At 53.9% G+C, this 18130-nt stretch carries 19 protein-coding genes and 7 pseudogenes; 19 read left to right on the plus strand and 7 right to left on the minus strand.

Annotated elements, in window-relative coordinates:
- Position 1 precedes the first annotated feature (1 nt).
- The 13 genes and pseudogenes from JCM14467_RS20190 to JCM14467_RS11710 all read left to right on the plus strand — a co-directional run bounded on the left by JCM14467_RS20190 (position 2) and on the right by JCM14467_RS11710 (position 10814).
- Positions 2–1868, plus strand: a pseudogene (locus JCM14467_RS20190) (cobaltochelatase subunit CobN).
- A gap of 17 nt (positions 1869–1885) precedes the next feature.
- Positions 1886–2742: pseudogene (locus JCM14467_RS11665) on the plus strand (cobaltochelatase subunit CobN).
- Positions 2742–2999 (plus strand): hypothetical protein, encoded by a 258-nt coding sequence (locus tag JCM14467_RS18210; protein WP_252901489.1) that lies wholly within the window; start codon positions 2742–2744, stop codon positions 2997–2999. Before JCM14467_RS11665 ends, JCM14467_RS18210 begins: the two are co-directional and overlap by 1 nt.
- A gap of 147 nt (positions 3000–3146) precedes the next feature.
- Positions 3147–3656: a hypothetical protein gene (locus tag JCM14467_RS11675; RefSeq protein WP_054850276.1), complete on the plus strand. Its 510-nt coding sequence runs from the start codon at positions 3147–3149 to the stop codon at positions 3654–3656.
- Positions 3657–3692: 36 nt separating this feature from the next.
- Positions 3693–4286 (plus strand): adenosylcobinamide amidohydrolase, encoded by a 594-nt coding sequence (locus tag JCM14467_RS11680; protein ID WP_054850277.1) that lies wholly within the window; start codon positions 3693–3695, stop codon positions 4284–4286.
- Positions 4231–4977, plus strand: a complete 747-nt coding sequence (locus JCM14467_RS11685) for an ABC transporter substrate-binding protein (RefSeq protein WP_252901490.1) — start codon at positions 4231–4233, stop codon at positions 4975–4977. The genes JCM14467_RS11680 and JCM14467_RS11685 overlap by 56 nt, the downstream gene beginning before the upstream one ends.
- The gene (locus JCM14467_RS11690) at positions 4965–5714 is read left to right on the plus strand and encodes a FecCD family ABC transporter permease (RefSeq protein ID WP_252901491.1); all 750 of its coding nucleotides are present in this window, start codon (positions 4965–4967) and stop codon (positions 5712–5714) included. The genes JCM14467_RS11685 and JCM14467_RS11690 overlap by 13 nt, the downstream gene beginning before the upstream one ends.
- A 5-nt stretch (positions 5715–5719) precedes the next feature.
- Positions 5720–6009 (plus strand): annotated as a pseudogene (locus JCM14467_RS18215) (iron chelate uptake ABC transporter family permease subunit).
- Positions 6010–6106: 97 nt separating this feature from the next.
- Positions 6107–6759, plus strand: a pseudogene (locus JCM14467_RS11695) (ABC transporter ATP-binding protein).
- Positions 6760–6799: 40 nt separating this feature from the next.
- Complete coding sequence (locus tag JCM14467_RS18220; protein WP_252901492.1) at positions 6800–7150, plus strand: hypothetical protein; 351 nt, start codon at positions 6800–6802, stop codon at positions 7148–7150.
- 43 nt (positions 7151–7193) lie between these two features.
- Positions 7194–8759, plus strand: a complete 1566-nt coding sequence (locus JCM14467_RS11700) for a VWA domain-containing protein (protein WP_252901493.1) — start codon at positions 7194–7196, stop codon at positions 8757–8759.
- A gap of 257 nt (positions 8760–9016) precedes the next feature.
- Positions 9017–10316, plus strand: a pseudogene (gene thiC, locus JCM14467_RS11705) (phosphomethylpyrimidine synthase ThiC).
- 69 nt (positions 10317–10385) lie between these two features.
- On the plus strand, positions 10386–10814 hold the full coding sequence (locus tag JCM14467_RS11710; RefSeq protein ID WP_252901495.1) for a 4Fe-4S ferredoxin: 429 nt from the start codon (positions 10386–10388) through the stop codon (positions 10812–10814).
- Positions 10815–10890: 76 nt separating this feature from the next.
- On the opposite strand, the gene JCM14467_RS20200 is transcribed toward JCM14467_RS11710, so the two are convergent.
- The 3 genes and pseudogenes from JCM14467_RS20200 to pdxS form a co-directional block, all read right to left on the minus strand.
- A complete protein-coding gene (locus tag JCM14467_RS20200) occupies positions 10891–11175 on the minus strand; it encodes a hypothetical protein (protein WP_342765543.1) in 285 nt (94 codons plus the stop codon).
- Entirely contained in the window at positions 11129–11485 is a 357-nt protein-coding gene (locus JCM14467_RS20205) for a Type 1 glutamine amidotransferase-like domain-containing protein (RefSeq protein ID WP_342765544.1), read from the minus strand. Before JCM14467_RS20205 ends, JCM14467_RS20200 begins: the two co-directional genes overlap by 47 nt.
- 1 nt (position 11486) lies before the next feature.
- A pseudogene (pdxS, locus tag JCM14467_RS11720) lies at positions 11487–12493 on the minus strand (pyridoxal 5'-phosphate synthase lyase subunit PdxS).
- Between the two features lie 207 nt (positions 12494–12700).
- Here pdxS and JCM14467_RS18235 point away from each other — a divergent pair.
- The 6 genes and pseudogenes from JCM14467_RS18235 to JCM14467_RS18250 all read left to right on the plus strand — a co-directional run bounded on the left by JCM14467_RS18235 (position 12701) and on the right by JCM14467_RS18250 (position 15556).
- Positions 12701–12865, plus strand: a complete 165-nt coding sequence (locus JCM14467_RS18235; RefSeq protein ID WP_252901496.1) for a hypothetical protein — start codon at positions 12701–12703, stop codon at positions 12863–12865.
- The gene (locus JCM14467_RS11725) at positions 12858–13199 is read left to right on the plus strand and encodes a ketopantoate reductase family protein (protein ID WP_054850281.1); all 342 of its coding nucleotides are present in this window, start codon (positions 12858–12860) and stop codon (positions 13197–13199) included. The genes JCM14467_RS18235 and JCM14467_RS11725 overlap by 8 nt, the downstream gene beginning before the upstream one ends.
- Positions 13141–14225 (plus strand): annotated as a pseudogene (cobT, locus tag JCM14467_RS20210) (nicotinate mononucleotide-dependent phosphoribosyltransferase CobT). The gene JCM14467_RS11725 and the pseudogene cobT overlap by 59 nt, the downstream one beginning before the upstream one ends.
- Positions 14226–14689: 464 nt before the next feature.
- Complete coding sequence (locus JCM14467_RS11735) at positions 14690–15022, plus strand: DUF996 domain-containing protein (protein ID WP_054850282.1); 333 nt, start codon at positions 14690–14692, stop codon at positions 15020–15022.
- Positions 15015–15209, plus strand: a complete 195-nt coding sequence (locus JCM14467_RS11740) for a hypothetical protein (protein ID WP_054850283.1) — start codon at positions 15015–15017, stop codon at positions 15207–15209. The genes JCM14467_RS11735 and JCM14467_RS11740 overlap by 8 nt, the downstream gene beginning before the upstream one ends.
- An 83-nt stretch (positions 15210–15292) precedes the next feature.
- Complete coding sequence (locus JCM14467_RS18250; protein WP_252901499.1) at positions 15293–15556, plus strand: hypothetical protein; 264 nt, start codon at positions 15293–15295, stop codon at positions 15554–15556.
- A 355-nt stretch (positions 15557–15911) separates the two neighbouring features.
- On the opposite strand, the gene JCM14467_RS18255 is transcribed toward JCM14467_RS18250, so the two are convergent.
- The 4 genes from JCM14467_RS18255 to JCM14467_RS11750 all read right to left on the minus strand — a co-directional run bounded on the left by JCM14467_RS18255 (position 15912) and on the right by JCM14467_RS11750 (position 17892).
- Entirely contained in the window at positions 15912–16202 is a 291-nt protein-coding gene (locus JCM14467_RS18255; RefSeq protein ID WP_252901500.1) for a hypothetical protein, read from the minus strand.
- Positions 16147–16494, minus strand: a complete 348-nt coding sequence (locus tag JCM14467_RS11745; RefSeq protein WP_054850284.1) for a hypothetical protein — start codon at positions 16492–16494, stop codon at positions 16147–16149. Before JCM14467_RS11745 ends, JCM14467_RS18255 begins: the two co-directional genes overlap by 56 nt.
- Positions 16451–16648 carry a hypothetical protein gene (locus JCM14467_RS18260; RefSeq protein WP_252901501.1) on the minus strand — a complete coding sequence of 66 codons (198 nt, stop codon included), beginning with the start codon at positions 16646–16648 and terminating at the stop codon, positions 16451–16453. The genes JCM14467_RS11745 and JCM14467_RS18260 overlap by 44 nt, the downstream gene beginning before the upstream one ends.
- A gap of 167 nt (positions 16649–16815) precedes the next feature.
- Positions 16816–17892, minus strand: coding sequence for a hypothetical protein (locus JCM14467_RS11750; protein WP_054850285.1), 1077 nt, complete (start codon positions 17890–17892; stop codon positions 16816–16818).
- Positions 17893–18130 lie beyond the last annotated feature (238 nt).

The following is an 18130-nucleotide window of genomic DNA, read 5'->3' on the forward strand; positions in this document are numbered from 1 at the left end:
CATGTACGGTAGGGACATCGCCGACTGGCTCAGTAGCCCGATGGGCCTTAGCCCCGTGGAGTTGGTCTACGCGGTGGCCATGCCCGAGGCTGATGGGGTTATAGAGCCCATCCCGCTGGCGGGCCTTGTTGATAAGGGTGGTGTTAAGGTCATGGAGGTGATACCGACAGGGCTGAGAGGGTTGTTAATAGGGTCGATAGGTGGCTCAGCCTTAGGGTTAAGCCGAATGGGGAGAAGAGGGTGGCGATAATCATCTACAATTACCCACCCGGTGAGGAGAACATTGGGAGGGCTTCGTACCTGGACACCCTGAGGTCCCTCGAGGTCCTGCTCAAGGCCCTGAGGAGGGCTGGTTACGAGGTGAGGGGGGTAAGTGCGGAGGAGATTAGGAGTTTCTTCGTGTCAAACCCAAACTCGGGCAGGTGGTTCGCCGGCACCAACTACACCTTACTCGATGCTGGGGTCTACGCCGACCTATTCAATAGGCTCGATCCTGGGCTTAGGAGGAGGATTGTGGAGCAGTGGGGTGACCCGCCGGGTAATGTGATGGTCAGGGGTGGGCGGATAGCCCTGCCAGTGCTTGAGTTGGGGAATGTGGTGATTGCGCTTCAACCGAGCAGGGGGTGGCATGAGGAGCCTGACAAGATATACCACAGCCCCGAGTTATACCCACACCACCAGTACGTGGCTCTGTATAGGTGGCTTGAGGAGGTGTGGAGGCTGATGCCGTAATACACCTGGGCACGCATGGGACCCTCGAGTTCCTCCCAGGCAAGCAGGTTGGGCTCTCGTCCAGCTGCGCCCCGGATGCCCTGCTGGGGAACATACCCAACGTGTATGTCTACCACGTCGTGGTGGTGGGTGAGGGGACCATAGCCAAGAGGAGGTCCTACGCCGTCCTGGTGAGCCACCTATCGCCCAGGATAACTGAGTCCGGGCTGGGTGACGAGTTGAGGAGACTGCGTGACTTAATCGATGAGTATAGGGAGGCAAAGCTCCAGGACCCGCCCCGCGCCGAGGCCGTGCTCAAGGCGATAAACGAGATAGCTGTTAAGTACGGACTCGGCGGCCTCGACATCGACTCCCTACATGATGAGATCGCCAGGATGGAGAGATCTGCCATGCCATACGGACTGAGGGTCCTGGGCTCCGAGGTTAGTAATGACGAAGTACTGGATTACCTAGCGGTGGCGCTTAGGCGTGACCAGGGCATTGTGAAGTCGCTACATAGGCTTTTGGCTGAGGCGGTGGGTTACGACTACGACGAGCTCCTTGAGCATCCGGGCAAGTACCTGGGCGTCCTGAGGGCAATTGATAGTAGGGCTAGGGAGGTCCTGAAGGTCCTAATCGAGAGGGGTGTGGATGATGCCGTGGCCCACGCAAGGTCCCTCGGCGTGTCTGGGGATGTCGTGAGGGAGGTTCTGGGCTACGCCAAGGAACTTGCCGAGAGGTTGAGGCTCTCGCCAAAGCTGGAGCTTGAGAATGTGGTTAGGGCGTTGAGTGGTGAGTACATCCCTCCAGGCGTCGGCGGTGACTACGTGCTCGACCCAGACGTCCTGCCAGCCGGTAGGAACCTCTACGCCCTGGACCCACTGAAGATACCCAGCGAGTCCGCCCTGGAGTTGGGGGCTAGGATGGCTGAGGAGAGCGTTAGGAGGTACCTCAACCAGAGTGGTAGGTACCCTGAGACGGTTGGTCTCGTCGTGTGGGGTGGGCAGGAGGTTAGGACTCGAGGCGTCACCATTGGGCAGGCACTGCGCTACCTAGGGGTTAGGATGAGGCGTGGACCCAGCTCTAGGGAGCCTAAGCTCGAGGTGATCCCGCTTGAGGAGTTGGGTAGGCTAGGATTGACGTGGTGGTTACGATGAGTGGGGTGTTTAGGGACATGTTCCCGCACCTAATCGCCCTCCTCAACAGGGCTGTTAAGCTCGTGGCTGACCTGGGCGAGCCTCCCGAGGCGAATTACGTACGTAAGCACTACCTCGAGATGAGGGATAAGTACGGCGATAGGGCACTCACGAGGCTGTTTAGCGAGAGGCCTGGGGACTATGGGAATAGGGTTAACCACCTGGTGGAGACGTCTAGGTGGGTGAGGGGTGAGGACATTGCCGAGGTGTACACGACGCACATGGGCTATGGCTACGTCGGCGACCTGGAGAGCATAGGCGCGGTTGAGGCGAGGGACTTGTTCAGGCACTTGTTGGGTAGGGTCGATATCGTGAGCCAGGTCCAGTCCAGCGTTGATTACTCAATAATCGACATAGATGATTACTACGCCTACCTGGGTGGGTTATCGAAGGCAGTCGAGGTGAATTCAGGGAGGAGACCCCTCATCCTGTACACGGACCTGACGCAGGAGAGACCTAGGATGCTCGATGTTAGGGATGCCATAGGGTTTTACGTGAGGACGAGGCTACTAAACCCCAGGTGGATTGAGGGTATGAGGAGGCACGGCTACATGGCGCCCAGAATATTTCGAAGAGGGTTGAGTACATCCTCGGCCTTGCGGCGACCACGGGCGCCGTCGAGGATTGGGTCTGGGATAGGATTGCCGAGACATACGTGTTCAATGAGGAGGTGAGGAGGTGGTTTACCGAGGTCAACCCATACGCGCTGGAGCAAATCATTAGGAGGCTGTACGAGGCGCGTGAGAGGGGTTTGTGGAGTGCCTCGGAGGACGTAATACGTAGGTTAAGGGAGATATACACTGAGTTAGAGGGCGTGTTGGAGGGCGTTGGTTGATGTGGCAGGTAATTGACTTAGTAATTCACGAGTTGTACTACCTCGCATTTACAGCGCTTGGCATAGCATTGGGTGTGTTGGTGATGAATTACGTAATGGGTAGGGAGTCCGTGGTGAGGCTCGTGGATAGGCTCGGCCGCTGGGTCACTAGGCTGTCCGGGCTACCGGGCTACTGCTCCCTACCTTCGTTGTGTCCCTGGTCAGTCCATCAACGGCATCATCAATGCTGGTGGCCATGTATAGGGATGGGAGGTTAACGCGTAGGGAGTTGTACGTCGCATCCCTCATTAATGCCTTCCCCGCCTTGTTATCGCACCTGAGGACCTGGTCCCAGTACTGTTGAGTACCATGGGGGTCTACGGCTTAGCCTACCTATCCATCCTCATGGCCATCGGCCTAGCCAGATGCTGATCTTCGCAATCATTGGGAGGAAGTACGCGGCGAGGGGTACGGATGTCGCCGGCACCACTGGGTTAGTGAGTGGTAATGTGCTTAGCCTTAGGAGGGCCCTGAGGCTCATCGTCAGGATGGTGGTGGTCACGGCAGTGACGAGTGCGGCCTTCACTGTGGTGATGGGTCTCGGCATCGACCAATACATCAATGACTACCTATCCCACGCATTTAGTGCCTTAAACCCATACGTGGTTGGCTTGATCGTGGCCTACATGGTTAGTGACAGCGCTGCATTCGCCGCGGCAGGCACGCTTATTAGTAATGGCTTTAGCGGCACCTTAGTGATTAGGTGGTTGTTGTTGGGTTATGTGGTCTCATCCCTGGTGAGGGGCGTTAGGCACAACGCGCCTTATTACTTAGGCATCTACGGGTTTAGGGACGGCATCGCAATACTACTGATCTCCATACTTACTAGGGCGCTTCTGGCGTTGGTTGTTTTGGGCGTTCTTTGGCTTGTGTAGCAACGCTTATTAATAGGATGGATATCCTATCACGTAATGGGCGCGGCGTTTAGGGACGTCTGGTCACGCGATGGCGTGACTGCGCGCGTGTATTACCAGAGCTACGGTGGGGTTGGCGTTAAGACACTCCTCATCGACCTCCAATCTAGGAGACGTATCCTCAGTACGATGCACGGCATGGTTAATGTGCGCTTCGTATGCAATAACTACGCACCCCCGGATCTATGGTGTGCACTGCATAGCCAGGGCTTCCGCGAGAGGTACCTGGACGCGTTAATGAGTCAATTGGGCGTGTCCCCAGGCGACTACGCATGCCTAGGCACTGGGGTTGACATGGATGACCTGGCTGTCGTGAGTGAGGAGTATAGGGATGTGTGGGTGGTGGCGTTCACGACGGCTGGTGTCGAGTCAAATGCATTGAGGACAGGCATTGACAGGGCATCGACTTATGAGGTGGATGGTAGGTTCGAGAGGTTGGGGACAATAAACGTGATCCTAATAACCAACGCATCACTGACCGATGCAGCCATGGCCCGCGCCGTGATGACAATCACGGAGGCGAAGGTTGCCCGCCGTGAGTGGTGGGATGTGGTCGTGGAATTACGAGGAGATGGTCGACCTAAAGCCTGACCTAGTGATAGAGTGGAGTTACGGCGTCCAAACCGTGAGGAGTAAGCTCGCCCCGTTAGGCATTCCAGTGATTGGTTATGGACCGCAGGACAACCTGACATCACTCATATACTTCCTCGGGCTGATTACCAACCACACCAACGGTGCCTTGAGGCTCATAAACTTCATCAATGATGTGCACCAGGTGTTGATTGGGGGCTTGAGCCACGTCTCTAGTAGGTATAGGGCGTACGTGATCTTTGACTATGAGTACAGTCTGTGGTTTACGTCAGGCCCGTCGGGAGACCCTTACTGGGCCGTTGTTAATGCCGGTTTACAGCCGTGCTTCAACAAGTCGATGCAGGTTGAGCCTGGCGCCGTGCTTCAGTGTGATCCTGACGTTATCGTTGCCGTGACGTGGAACTTAAACCCGCGCTCGCCTAATGCCACGGCTTACTGCGAGGCAATAATCAACTCAATAAGGAGTAACCCCGTGCTTAACGCCACCAACGCCGTTAGGTATGGAAGGATAATCGTGATACCAGGCTACCTGACCGAGGGCCCACCGCAGGTGGTAGTTTCGCTATACATAGCGAGCCAGGTATACCCAAGCGCCTTCAGGGGTGTTAACGCGACGCAGTACCTGGATCAGTACTTCGAGGATTTCCTGAGGACTGCCGAGCCGGGTGGTGTATGGTGGTGCAGTGGGTGAGGTGGGGATTAATGGTGGTTAGTGGTTTGGCGCTGCTCCCGTTGGTGATCCTCGACATGGTGATTGGGTCCTACAGGGTCAGCCCCATGGTAGTTTTGAAGGCGTTGGTTGACGGCATAGACCCCGTGTTCAACGTCCCTCACGACGCATACCTGGTGGTGTGGCAGTTGAGGCTTCCCGAGGCCCTGGCATCGCTCATACTCGGCGCCTCGCTTGCGTCGGCTGGCGCTGTGCTGCAGGGTATTTTGAGGAACCCACTCGCCTCGACCTACACCCTCGGCATCTCGGCCGCCGCGGGCTTCGGCGCTGCCGTGGCCATACTCCTCGGCGCCGGCTACGTGATTAGGTATTACCTGCCGGTCATCACCGAGCCCTACCTAGTGGTTATTGGAGCGTTCATCGCCGCCTCATCGGCTGCGTTGCTCGTTTACTTCCTCTCCTTTATTAAGGGTGCGTCGCCAGTCACGATAATACTGGCGGGCGTCGCCGTGATGTTCGTGTTTAGCACGGGAACGTCGCTCATACAGTACCTCACTGGCAACCCAGATGTTACCCACGCCATCGTCATGTGGATGCTCGGCAGCGTCACGAACGTAACCCTGAACTACATACCGTACATGGCGCTGTCCCTACTCGCAATACCCTACTACGTCCTGATTGCGTGGAGGTTGAACGCATTGAACCTGGGCGATGACGTGGCCCACAGCCTGGGCGTTAACGTTAGGAACACGAGCTAGCCGCAATGCTCGTGTCGGCGTTCCAGGCGGCTGCCGTGATAAGCTTCGTGGGGCTGGTGGGCTTTGTCGACCTGGTGATACCGAACATAGCCAGGATCCTGGTTGGCAGTGATAATAGGTACTTGATACCTACCTCGCGCTCGTGGGCGCCGACGTCACGGTGCTGGCTGACGTGATTTCGAAGGCCCTGATTCCGCCGTACGTCGTACCAATAGGCATTGTACTGTCAATGATTGGCGCACCATACCTACTGGCCATCGTCATATCGAGGGGGACCCAGCATGACTATGGGTAAGGCGGTGCTTGAGGCGAGGGATCTTAGGTGCGGTTATGTGTCGCCGGTGGTTAGGGGTGTGAGTATCGATGTTAGGGGTGGGGAGTTGGTGGTTTTGATGGGGCCCAATGGCGCGGGTAAGTCCACATTGATTAGGTGCATCCTGGGCATGGCGAGGGTGTTTAAGGGCTCGATCAGGGTAGATGGCAGGGATGTGTCGAGGATGAGTAGGCGTGAGGTTGCTAGCTCGTCTCATACGTGCCGCAGAACTACGCCGTTACATACCCAATCAGGGCTTTCGACATGGTCCTGCTGGGTAGGTTGCCGCACATGGGGTTTAGGCCGGGTAAGCTCGATGTTGAGGTTGCCCTCAATGCGATGAGGAGGCTCGGCATTGAGCACCTTGCCGATAGGGTGGTGAGTAGGTTAAGCGGTGGTGAGGCTCAGCTCGTTCACATTGCCAGGGCCATTGCCCAGGGAGGAATCTTAATGCTCCTTGACGAGCCCACGAGTAACCTAGACCTTAAGCACCAGGTCGTGGTTATGGAGGCCCTGACCAGGGTGGTACGTGAGGATGGGGTTGCGGCGTTGGTTGCGATGCATGATGTGAACCTAGCCCTTAAGTACGCGGATAGGGTCTACGTAATGCGTAATGGCGAGGTAGTCGCAGAGCTGGATCCAGGCGATATTAGCCCAAGCATTATTGAGGAGGTGTATGGCGTTAAGGCCGCGGTTATCGAGCATAACGGCAGGCCAGTGGTGATTGTGTGATGAATGATGTAATGCGAATTGGGCAGGCTGGGGTTGGACTATGAGGAGGCGCGTTGTTTTTCCCTTCCCAGCCATAGTGGGGATGGAGAAGGCTAAGCTCGCCCTAATGGCCGTGGCTGTCAACCCCACGATTGGTGGTGTGTTGCTTAGGGGTGATAAGGGGACTGGCAAGACCACGTTGGTGAGGTCCTTCGCCGACGTCCTCCCTGAGATTGAGGTCGTCGCCGACTGCCCGTTCCAGTGCCATCCCAGGGATCCCCAGTTGATGTGCGACTCCTGCTATGCCAGGTATGAGAGGGGTGAGGAGCTACCCGTGGCTAGGAGGAGGATGCGTGTCGTGGACTTGCCCCTATCTATAACCGTGGATAGCTCGTGGGTACCTGGACATTAAGCGCGCCATTACTGAGGGCATTAGGGCGCTCCAGCCGGGGCTTTTGGCCGAGGCTAATAGGAATATCCTGTACATAGACGAGGTTAACCTCCTCGATGACTACATAGTCGATGTGCTCCTCGACGCCGCGGCGTATGGCTGGAACACAGTAGAACGTGAGGGTGTGTCGGTGAGACACCCCGCACGCTTCATCCTAGTGGCCTCCATGAACCCCGAGGAGGGTGAGCTTAGGCCCCAGCTCCTGGATCGCTTTGGCCTGGTTGTTGATGTTGAGGCGCCGCAGGACCCGGAGGTGAGGGCTGAGATTGTTAGGAGGGTTGAGGAGTTCAATAGGGATCCCGAGGGATTCTACAAGAGGTGGGAGCCCGAGGTAATTAAGTTGAGGGAGAGGATTGAGAGGGCCATGGAGTTGGTTAAGGATGTTGAGGTGCCCGATGACCTACTGCGGTTGTTGGCGGATACCGTGGTCAAGCTTGGCATTAGGACTAGCCGCGCAGAGGTCGTGACCGTGAGGACGGCAAAGGCGTTGGCCGCGCTGGATGGGAGGATGAGGGTGACCATGGAGGACCTACAGAGGGCCATGGAGCTAGCCCTACCCCATAGGCTGAGGGCGAGGCCGTTCGAGAAGCCCAGGGCATCCCTCCCACAGCAACAGCAGAATCAACAGCCCCAGCCGCAACAGGCACCACGGCAAAACCCACAGCAACCCCAGGGAGGTAGGCAATCCGCCGAGCAGAGACAAGGTAAGCAGGGGAGTGGAGGGCTGAATGAGGCGCAGGGCCTGCAGCAATGGCAGGGTGGGCATGGAGACCTCAACGCCGGGAAGGAGGTGCACGGCCCCTCGGAGGTTAATGTCGCCGTGAAATTCACCAAGGGCCGCGCCACTGAGTCTAGGGGATTATCCTCCAGGGCCGCCGTGAGGAGGGTCGTGGGGATTCCCATGGGTGTTCCCTACATGTACCTCCCTGCGGATGGTAGGGAGCCTGGGGATGTCGATATCGTGGGGACCATAGTCACGGCAGCGCTCAGGGGCCACCTACCGAGAATAGGGCTGGACGACTTGACAGTACGTGTAAGGAGGGCGAGGGCGCCCAGGGTGTCGTTAATCCTCCTCGACGCCAGCGGTAGCATGAACTTCATGAGGAGGATTGAGGTGGCTAAGGGTATTGTCCAGAGGATTGCTGAGGAGTCCTACGTGAGGAGGAGCTACGTTGGGCTCATTAGCTTCAGGGGTGCGGGGGTTGATAGGGTGATAAACCCTACCCGCAATTATTGGCGGGTTATTGAGGAGTTGAGTGAATTACCCAGTGGAGGGGCTACGCCGTTGTCTGCGGCCCTCGCCTATGCCGTGGACCTAATTAAGGGGTTAAGACTTAGGTTGAGGGGTGATTACTGGGTTTACGTAATCACGGATGGGAAGGCTAACGTATCCCTTACGGGTGACGTGAGGTCCGAGATTGAGATATATATGAGTGAGTTAAGTAGGTTGGCGAGGATTGTGGTTTACGATGCGAGGCCCACGCTTATTTATGACCCATCCATGACGTACATGGATGTGTTAAGTAGGTACGCGGTGGATACCGTGAGGTTGGGGTATGATGGGTTGTGAAGGCTGTATTCCTCGGGCTTGTTAAATGGCCTTGTCTCTAATGATGGTCGTGGGCTCACCACCTCATTGTGTGTTTCCTCACTGTGCCTTTGTCAGTTGCCTTTAGTGCCAGGTCCCTGGTGATTAGGCCGGATGCTCTTATGCCGTGGACCCTCCTGTGGTTTGAGAGACGTTGGTCGTGTGTTTCCCTGGCCCTGGGTGGTTTTGTGCTTTTGTTTCAATAAAAGCTTAATAATAGGATAATAAGTAGGTTATTGATGGCTAGGACGTTGATTGAGGAGGTTAGGGAGGGTAGGGTGCCTGATGAGGTTAGGGTGGTGGCTAGGCGTGAGGGTGTTAATGAGGGTAGCTCGCCAGGAGGATTGCGGAGGGTAAGGCGATACTCATTAGGAATATTAAGTCGCCGGATAGGGTTGCCGCGGTTGGCCTTGGGTTGGCGACTAAGGTCAACGTCAACATTGGCACGTCGAGTGAGGTTGTTGACCTAAATGCTGAGCTTGAGAAGGTTAGGATTGCCAATAAGTGGGGTGACACGTTGATGGACCTGTCGACGGGTGGTGACCTTGATGAGGCGCGTAGGGCAGTCATTAGGGAGTCGAGACTTCCCGTGGGCACTGTGCTACTTACCAAGCTTCATAGACTCATTTAGGAGGAGGGGTGGCGGTGCCTACTTCACGGAGGATGAGCTCTTCGGCGTTGTTGAGAGGCACTTGAGGGATGGTGTTGCCTTCATGACGATACACGCCGCCGTAACCAGGGAGTTGGCGATTAAGGCGCTTAGGAGTGATAGGGTCATACCCATTGTTTCCAGGGGTGGGGATATGCTCATTGGGTGGATGCTGCATAACAATGCCGAGAACCCGTTCTACGCCAGGTGGGATTACGTGCTCGAGTTGTTTAGGGAGTACGATGCCGTGATCTCGATAGGCGATGCCCTACGCCCTGGCGCCACGGCGGATAGCCACGATGAGTTCCACGTGGCTGAGTTGATCGAGGTTGCGAGACTTGTGAAGAGGGCTAGGAAGGTGGGTGTTCAGGTGATGGTTGAGGGGCCGGGCCACGTGCCGCTTAACGAGATTGTGTGGGATGTGAAGTTAATGAAGAAGTTGACCAATGGCGCCCCGTACTACGTACTGGGCCCGCTACCCACCGACGTGGCTGCCCCATACGACCACATAGCCGGCGCCATTGGGGCGGCGATCGCGGGCGCCGCGGGTGCGGATTTACTGTGCTACCTAACCCCTGCCGAGCACCTGGGCCTACCAACGCCGAGGCAGGTCGAGGAGGGTGTGATAGCCTTTAAGATAGCCGCCCACGTGGCTGATACGATAAAGCTCGGGAGGAGGGCTAGAGCCTGGGATGATGAGGTCAGTGGGTTTAGGGGTAAGCTACTGTGGAGGGAGATGATTTCCAAGTTGATAGATCGAGAGGGCCTGGGCCGTGTATACGCAGTACGGCGTGCCCAAGGTCAAAGGCTGCACCATGTGTGGTGGTTACTGCCCAATGCTCATGGTGATGCAGCAGGCGAGGGGCCTCAGGGGTGGTGCCGATGGGTGAGGCTTGGCTTTGGAGTACGTGGGTTAAGGCGGGTAGGTTGAAGGATGCCGACGTCGCCATAGTCGCTGCGTGCCTACCTTCGTGAATCCAAGGCTTTACCAGGAGGTCACTAGGGGTAAGGTGGTGCTTCTGGCTTGCCCTGAGAGGGAGCACCCTGCGTTGTATGGGAAGATTGCGAGTATGATTAGGTCGTCGAGGCCCAGGTCAATAACGGTTGTGTCCATCGATGGTAGTCCGCACTGCCTCCAGCTCCATGCCGCGGTTAATGAGGCTGAGTACATCCTTGGTGAGGCTGTGGAGAGGAGGCACTACGTGGTTATTGATGGGGAGAGGCTTGTCGAGGTTTCCCCGAACGCCGTGAGGGTTGCCAGGTACCTGCACCTGGTGGATAAGTTGATTAGGGGTGATCCAGGCATCCTCGAGGAGTTGGGTAGGCACAGCCTTGAGTATAGGAGGGCGCTTGAGCTGGCTAGGAGGCAGGGATCGACACGGGATTAAATCGACGCGCTGCGTTGGTTATTAGTTAAAAAAATAAGTTTTATTATTGAATTTTAATTACGCTCTACTCTCCAGGTCATTTCTTGACTAGGTTGATGAAGTGCTTATAGACCTTGGTGTCACCGGTTATTTCTGGGTGGAAGGTCAGTGCGATCATGTTCCTCTGGGTTGCCGAGACCCCGACCTTGCCAACCCTCGGGTGTTCTATGAACCCCGTTATCCTTGCGTCGCCCTCAGCCCCAACAATCGCTGGGGCCCTTATGAAGACTGCCTCGACCTCGCCAACATCCTCAATGCGGACCCTGGCTATGAAGCTATCCCTCTGCCTCCCGAAGTAGTTCCTGACTACGGTGATGTCCATTAGGGCTAGTTGGTTGGTTAGTCTCGCCGACCACCCTGTCCGAGACCTTCCTCGCCAGGAGTATCGCGCCGGCGCATGTGCCCATGATTGGCATGCCGCCCCTGGACAGCTCCCTGACCGCGTTGATCAACCCACTGCGCACCATTAACCTCCCAATCACCGTGGACTCGCCGCCAGGTATTACCAGGGCATCAACACCCCTCAAGTCGTTGGGCTCCTTAACCCTCACGGTCTCGACCCCCAACTCCCTAAGGATTTGCTCATGCTCCAGGAAGTCCCCCTGCAGCGCGATGATCCCGACCCTGACCACGCTAATCACCCCTGGTCTGCAGTAATTCCTCGGGCTTTAGCTTCCTAATGTCTATACCCATCATTGCCGACCTCTCCGAGACCATCTTCTGTGCCTCCACGACCGTCTCTGGGTCGTCGTAGAACGCAGTCGCCAGTACTATTGCCCTGGCCCTGGCCTCGGGGTCATTGCTCTTGAATATTCCTGAGCCCACGAAGACTCCATCGGCGCCAAGCCACATCATTAGGGCTGCGTCGGCCGGCGTGGCTATGCCACCGGCTGCGAAGTTCACGACGGGTAACCTACCGAGCCTTGCCGTGAGGAGTGCCAGCTCGTACGGTACATTGTTCTCCCTTGCATATAGCCATATCGCCTCGTAATCCCCAGCCATGTAGTGCCCCCTGAGCATCGCTATGTCCCTGTTCACGAGCTTCATGTGCTTTACCGCCTCTGAGACATTCCCTGTACCCGCCTCGCCCTTGGTCCTTATCATGGATGCACCCTCGTAAATCCTCCTCAGGGCCTCGGGCAGGTTCCTGGCCCCATTGACGAATGGGACCCTAAACAACCACTTGTTTATGTGGGACTTCTCATCGACTGGCGTCAGGACTTCACTTTCGTCGATTAGGTCGACGCCGACCTCCTCGAGGAGCTTGGCCTCCTCGTAATGCCCAATCCTGCACTTGGCTGATACTGGTATCGTTATTGCGTTCATGACCGCCTCAATGACCTTTAAATCAGCCGTCCTGGCGACCCCTCCCGACGCCCTGACGTCGTATGGGAGTTTGTCAAGGACCATCACGCCCACGGCACCGGCATCCTCGGCTATCTGGCCTGCTCCTCATTCGTAACGTCCATTATAACCCCGCCCTTAAACATTGATATGAACCCATACTTAACAAGCGGTGCGCCCTCCCTGATGGGTATAACCTCCAAACCAGACTCCTTAGCCCTGTCCCTTAGCTCGAGTAGGCCGTAGATCAAGTCCCTAAGCCTCTCCAGGAACGCGTATGAGTCAACCAGCTTCATAGACACCAGGAAGGGCTGGCGGTGCAGTGTAGTTAAGCCTTGTTAAACGTTTAATAGGCGAGCCTAAATGCGCCTAAGCTCATGCCTAACCAATCATTGAATTGAGGCGCGTTGTCTCTAGTGCTCCTTACCCTTGGCCTGCACACTCCGTACTAGCCCGTGACCCTAAGGGTTTTAACTCCTCATTGTTTGTTGGTGTTGTGGATTTTGGGGGTGCGTGTTCCGCTTAATGTGTCTGGTGTTTGGTACCCTGTCTATTATGTGGATGCGTCGAGGTCTGGCTCTATAGGGCTTTCCATAACCCTTGAGTCCAGCGTAATCGTTAGGGGTAAAGCCAGCAGTGGGCCTAGGGTGTACCTAGTCTGTGGTTAGGGAGGGCGTTGGCGTCGTTGATAGGCTGGGCATTAGGCTGCCTAGTGACCCGTTTGGTGAGGTTTTGAGGGTTGCTGAGGCTACGAGGGATAATTACTCATCGATGCTTCAGGACATACTCAATCGTAGAAAGACTGAGGTGGATTACATAAATGGCGCCATTGTGCTTAGGGGTAGGGAGGTCGGTGTTGATGCGCCCGTTAATTACACGCTTTGGCTCCTGGTCAGGGCGTTGGAGGATGCCCTTATAAGTGGGATTTCTGTCCTAGCTCGTGATGAATGCCGTAGTGGTTCACCTGGGCGACTTCTCAAACCACCTGCAGGAGCTTGGTAGGGGCTTCCTATTCACATTGGTCATAGGCACTACGGACACGAGCCTAATACCCGGCATAACAATTGCGGGCGCAAGGCCCGAGCTAACCCACTACACGCCTGCTGCGGATGCTGAGTATTTGGTGCTTGGTAGGTGCCGTGTTATACCGACGGTCCCCATGACGCCTGATGGTAAGCCGACGCCTGCGTTGATCACTAGGGCTGCGGTTAGGTTGGCTGGTGCTGGGGTCCTCGTTGTTAATGCTGGCGTTAGGGTTAGGCCCAGCATACCCGTGGTTGACCTTCAGGGGGAGGCTGGTAGGGACATTAGGACTGGGCGTGCGATTAGTCGTGACGTGGTTGATAGGGTTTTTGAGAATGGGTTGGTCCTTGGCGAGAACCTTGGTAGGGTGGGTAGGGCCTCGTGATTGGTGAGTCAATACCTGCCGGGACCACGACCGCCATGGCATTCCTGGTGGCCATGGGCTACGACGCTTGGAATAGGATGTCAAGCTCATCACCCAGTAACCCGAGGGATTTGAAGGTAGCCGTTGTTAGGGAGGCGTTGAGGAGTGCTGGCATTAGTGGGTCGTTGGATGACCCGTTGGAGACTATTTCGAGGGTTGGGGATCCCGTGGTGTTGGCTGTTGGTGCGATTGCCATTGGGGCTGCTAGGCAGGGTGTTAGGGTTCTCCTTGCTGGTGGTACTCAGATGGCGGCTGTCCTGGCGTTTATTAAGCATGTGGATAGGGGTGTGTTGGGTAATGTGGCGATTGGGACTACGAGGTGGTTGGTGGGTGATAGGTCTGCGGACTTGGTGGGTCTCGTCAGGGAGATCGCCGAGGTGCCTGTGGCGTCTGTGAACCTGGACTTCAGTGACGTGCCTTACGATGGTTTGAGGGCTTTTGAGGAGGGTTTCGTGAAGGAGGGTGTTGGTGCTGGTGGTGCGTCTATTGCTGCGATTGCGAGGGGCTTATCGATCGATCAATTGCGTGAGGCCATACTCAGTGATTACAAGGTGTTATTGAGGGGCCTTGGTGCTACCTAGGTGGTCATTATTTTAATGTTTATGTTCATTTAAGGTCTGGTTGGTTGGGTCCTTTGTTTTCCTTGTTTATGTTATGTTGGTGAGGTCGTGGTCTGTGTGGTGGGTATGGTTTCTGGGGTGTTGTGTTTTAAATACTGGAACTATGGTTAGCGATGTTTTCCATTCTTTTTGGAATAGGGGTTTAGGAAGAATTTTGGGTTTTGAGGGTTCGTGTTGGAGTGGGTTATTAAGAAGGTCCTGTCCTTACCCATAGAGGGGTATAGGCTTAGGCTTAGGATCCTTAATGCCAGTGAGGGTTAATAAGCCAGGAGGCATTGTTAGCGACCTAGATAGTCTCGTAAGGTGGCAAGTACGGTATTGTTCATTTTAACGAGGAGAGTTCGCACTGGGTGTCCTCAGGGTGGACCGTTAAGGAGGTGGAGCTTAAATAGGGCATTGATTAATGCTTAATTTAGGAGGTATTAATGGCTAATCGTGAAACCGTAAGGGGCGCCGCTAGGTTGGGCTTGGTGGGTTCGATACTGGTTCTAACGATGGTGCTGGCGCCGATTGGTGGTGTACTGCTCCTGATTGCTATGCGTAGGTTGTCTAGGGGTTTTGGTGATGGGTTGATTTGGAGGTATGCGCTGTACTCATTACTCGTTGGTGTTGCTGGCATCGCAGCCCTAATCCCCATCTCCATCCTTATGGCGATGTACGTGGGTGTGAACCCGCTTTATCCCTCGCCCAATTCCATTACTTATAATGTTGCGTATGCGATTTTGGTGGTGGTTTTTTTACCCATTTGTCGTGGGTAGTAATTACTTCTGGAGAAAGGCGCTCATGGAGTTGGCTGTGGTTAGTCGCGTCGAGGGTTTCAACGCCGCTGCTAGGTGGGTTTGGTATAGTGCGTTGGTTGGTGTGGTTCCTGTTGTGGCTGCGGTTTTGGCGTGGGTTGCCTATTACCATGCCTGGAGGGGTTTTGGGGTGCTCATGGGTGTGTAGTGCTTTGTCGATGCTGGTGTTGCTTGCTGAGTTTAGGGTTTGGTTGGTATGCCTGTTAGCTCGCTATCCTTAGTAGTCTCTTCATGGATCTTAAAGACGTAGATTATGGTTCGCTATGCCTTCCTGGAAATGATTCTTCGAAGCCTGTCTTACTGGCTATGACGTTGGTGGGTACTTCCCAGCAGACCTCATTGCCATGTGCCTTAACAACCCCTGAGCCTGGCGGTTGTGATGTACGTAGTGCTTCGTCATTAATTGTGAGGTTAACGAGCCTTGAGGACCTGCTTAAAGCGCAGTCTCTACCACGGACGCCTTTAACGATAGCCTTGCACCTACCCGTACCGTAGGTCTCGCAGACGGTAATGACGGGTGAAGGTATTTAGGTTCTTAAAACTTAGATATGCCAAGTACCACGAGAGGCCCAGGAAGCATCACCTAAACATGCACATGCCTGCTCTGTGGTAGTGTGTTTGGAAGTAATAATGCTGTTTTTGAGGTGTGAGTATGCTATTGCTTAAGCTGCGAGGAATTATATGGTATGCAGGTTACAACATCAGGTATAATTATCTCTGAAGTGCATTTATAGTCGTTATAATCTACGTGGTAATCTAATGCTGAGGGTTATGACTGGATATCCAAACCAGAGGTGACAGTAGTACAGCTTTGCTATTGCCCTTTTAATGCTGTTGTCATCGTTACTCTTTAGAGCGTCAGTAAGCTCATCAAAGTACCACTTAAGGCTCTATCGTATGCCGTGTCATATAGTGCTTGCGTAATTAAGTGTGCCACTTCGGCGTGAAGTAGTGCTAAGTCCTTATCGCCAAGGATTAGTGCGCGTAGAGTTAGGATGAAGTGTGAAAATGATGATGTTAAGCCGATGACTTCAATGAGTTGCCTAACGCTAGTCCTTCCTAGCAGTTCGCTTGGGATGCCGGAGTTACTGAGCCCAATTGTTATTTTTTTGTTTGACGTATTCCTCAGCCTCCTTATCACCCTTTACGGCGTTATAAGCAGCAACGCATGCCTTACTATCTATGAATTTATATCTTTCGCACTCTTTCTGCACATCACTGATTGGTATGCCTAGGATCTCTGCCATGGCCGGTCTGAGGTCGGGTATTACGTCATCCTTAATCACCTCGAACACCTCCTTATTGCTTGGTACCTCTACATCCATTCCTAAGTATTTTATAGTGAGACGTGTGGCTACGTTTATTGGCTTACTCATGCCGAGTAAATCACTATACACATTGAGTATTTCCCTCACATACTCCTGCCTCCCCATTAGCTAATGCGATTAGGTAGCCGCCGAGGACGTGAACCGACACATCCAGAGATGCTCTCAATTCTGTCGAGTTTACGTTCTTCGGTACTTCGTTCCAAAGCTCATTGAATTCCTTAACTACGTCGTATAGGTTATCTAAACGTCTCGTCCTCAATGCGTCTAATGCCCTTTCATAAATACTTGCTTGTCTTCTGATTTAGGTTAAGTAGGTTATTTGCCCAGTCTTCCGATGTATCTAGCCTCTCACGATCCTCCTATAGTAGTCCGTGGCCGCCTCAATCCTACCCCTTTTCCATGCGCAGTGCCCCAGGCCTAGTAGTGCTAGTCCCAAGCGTCCTTGATCGTATCGCCGAGCTCAGTCTCAGGATTTATACTATGCCACTCCAGGTATTTCATAAGCCCTGGGTGGTTATCGAGAAATGCCTTGGAATCCGAGCCTTCATACTCCATCCTGAGATCCTCAAGGCCCTGGGAGATTAACTCCAACTCACCACATGGATCAGTATTGAGACAGTTCTTCTCAATTACGGCTAGGTAACTATGTACGTGGGCGCTTGCAATCAATTTCAGTGCATTGTCCCTAATCTCATTGAGTATTGAGCACGCCCTGTTTAAGTATATCTCAGCATTATGATCGTATGTCTTAGTACCTATATCGTAATTGTGAGTCTCGATGTTTGCTGAAATTCCTACCTTACTCGCCATTTTAACGTACATGATTGCAATCATTGCCTTGGCCCAATCCTCAAGGTCATGAATATTTTCGTAAATTTCATTAAGTCTCTCATGAATGAAATCCGTGGTCTTGATAATTGCTGTATTACTGACTAGGTATGCCCACCCACTCATGTGTGAGTCATGTAGTGGATGTAGTAGATTTATTACGGTGTCTATGGCCCATGATTCAACCACTCTTCCAATACTAAACTTGGATAACCACAGCGCAGTCTCGGCGGCTTTACTATCTATTTCCTTCCCTGCGGCCTTGGCACCTGCCAGGAGTATGGCGAGACCAAGGGCATAGACGGCCTCGGCATTCACATAGCCTAGATAATAATTATACCTCTCCCTTAGCCACTTATTCTTCAATTCCTCTAATTCCTGGGCAATATCCATCCATTTATCGGCATATGCCATATAAATGTCGTGGCTCGAGGCCAGCGACGATAATGATCGTCTCGTTAACTCGCCACTCTCAAGAAATTGATCATCTATATCACAACGTTTAGCGGCTTCAATGAACCCCCTAAATACATAACCCTTCACTGATTTAGCGTAATTCACGAGTGAATCAAAGGTGTACTGAGATACGGCCGTGCCAGCCATTAGTGCTAGTCTACGCCAGCATTTGAGCAATTTCTCCCTCTCATCCTCTTTTTTCCTGAACCACTTAATCACATCCGCAATAAGCCTTATTGCCTTAGTTTAAAGTGTTTCAAATCGTAGAAAGCACTGGCAATGCGTGGTGGTTGGGAGGTGGTACTTGCAACTAGTCCGTTTTTATATGTGATTAGGTAGTGCGGAGGCGAGTACGTATATCGTAATGTTTAGCTCTATGGGTATGCTCTTCATAAGCCTATTATGTAGTTGGGATTGAGGAAATATTCTTGTCTTTCCTTATTTGTATGAATAGTAG

The sequence above is a fragment of the Vulcanisaeta sp. JCM 14467 genome (assembly GCF_001316245.1).
GTDB lineage: Archaea > Thermoproteota > Thermoprotei > Thermoproteales > Thermocladiaceae > Vulcanisaeta.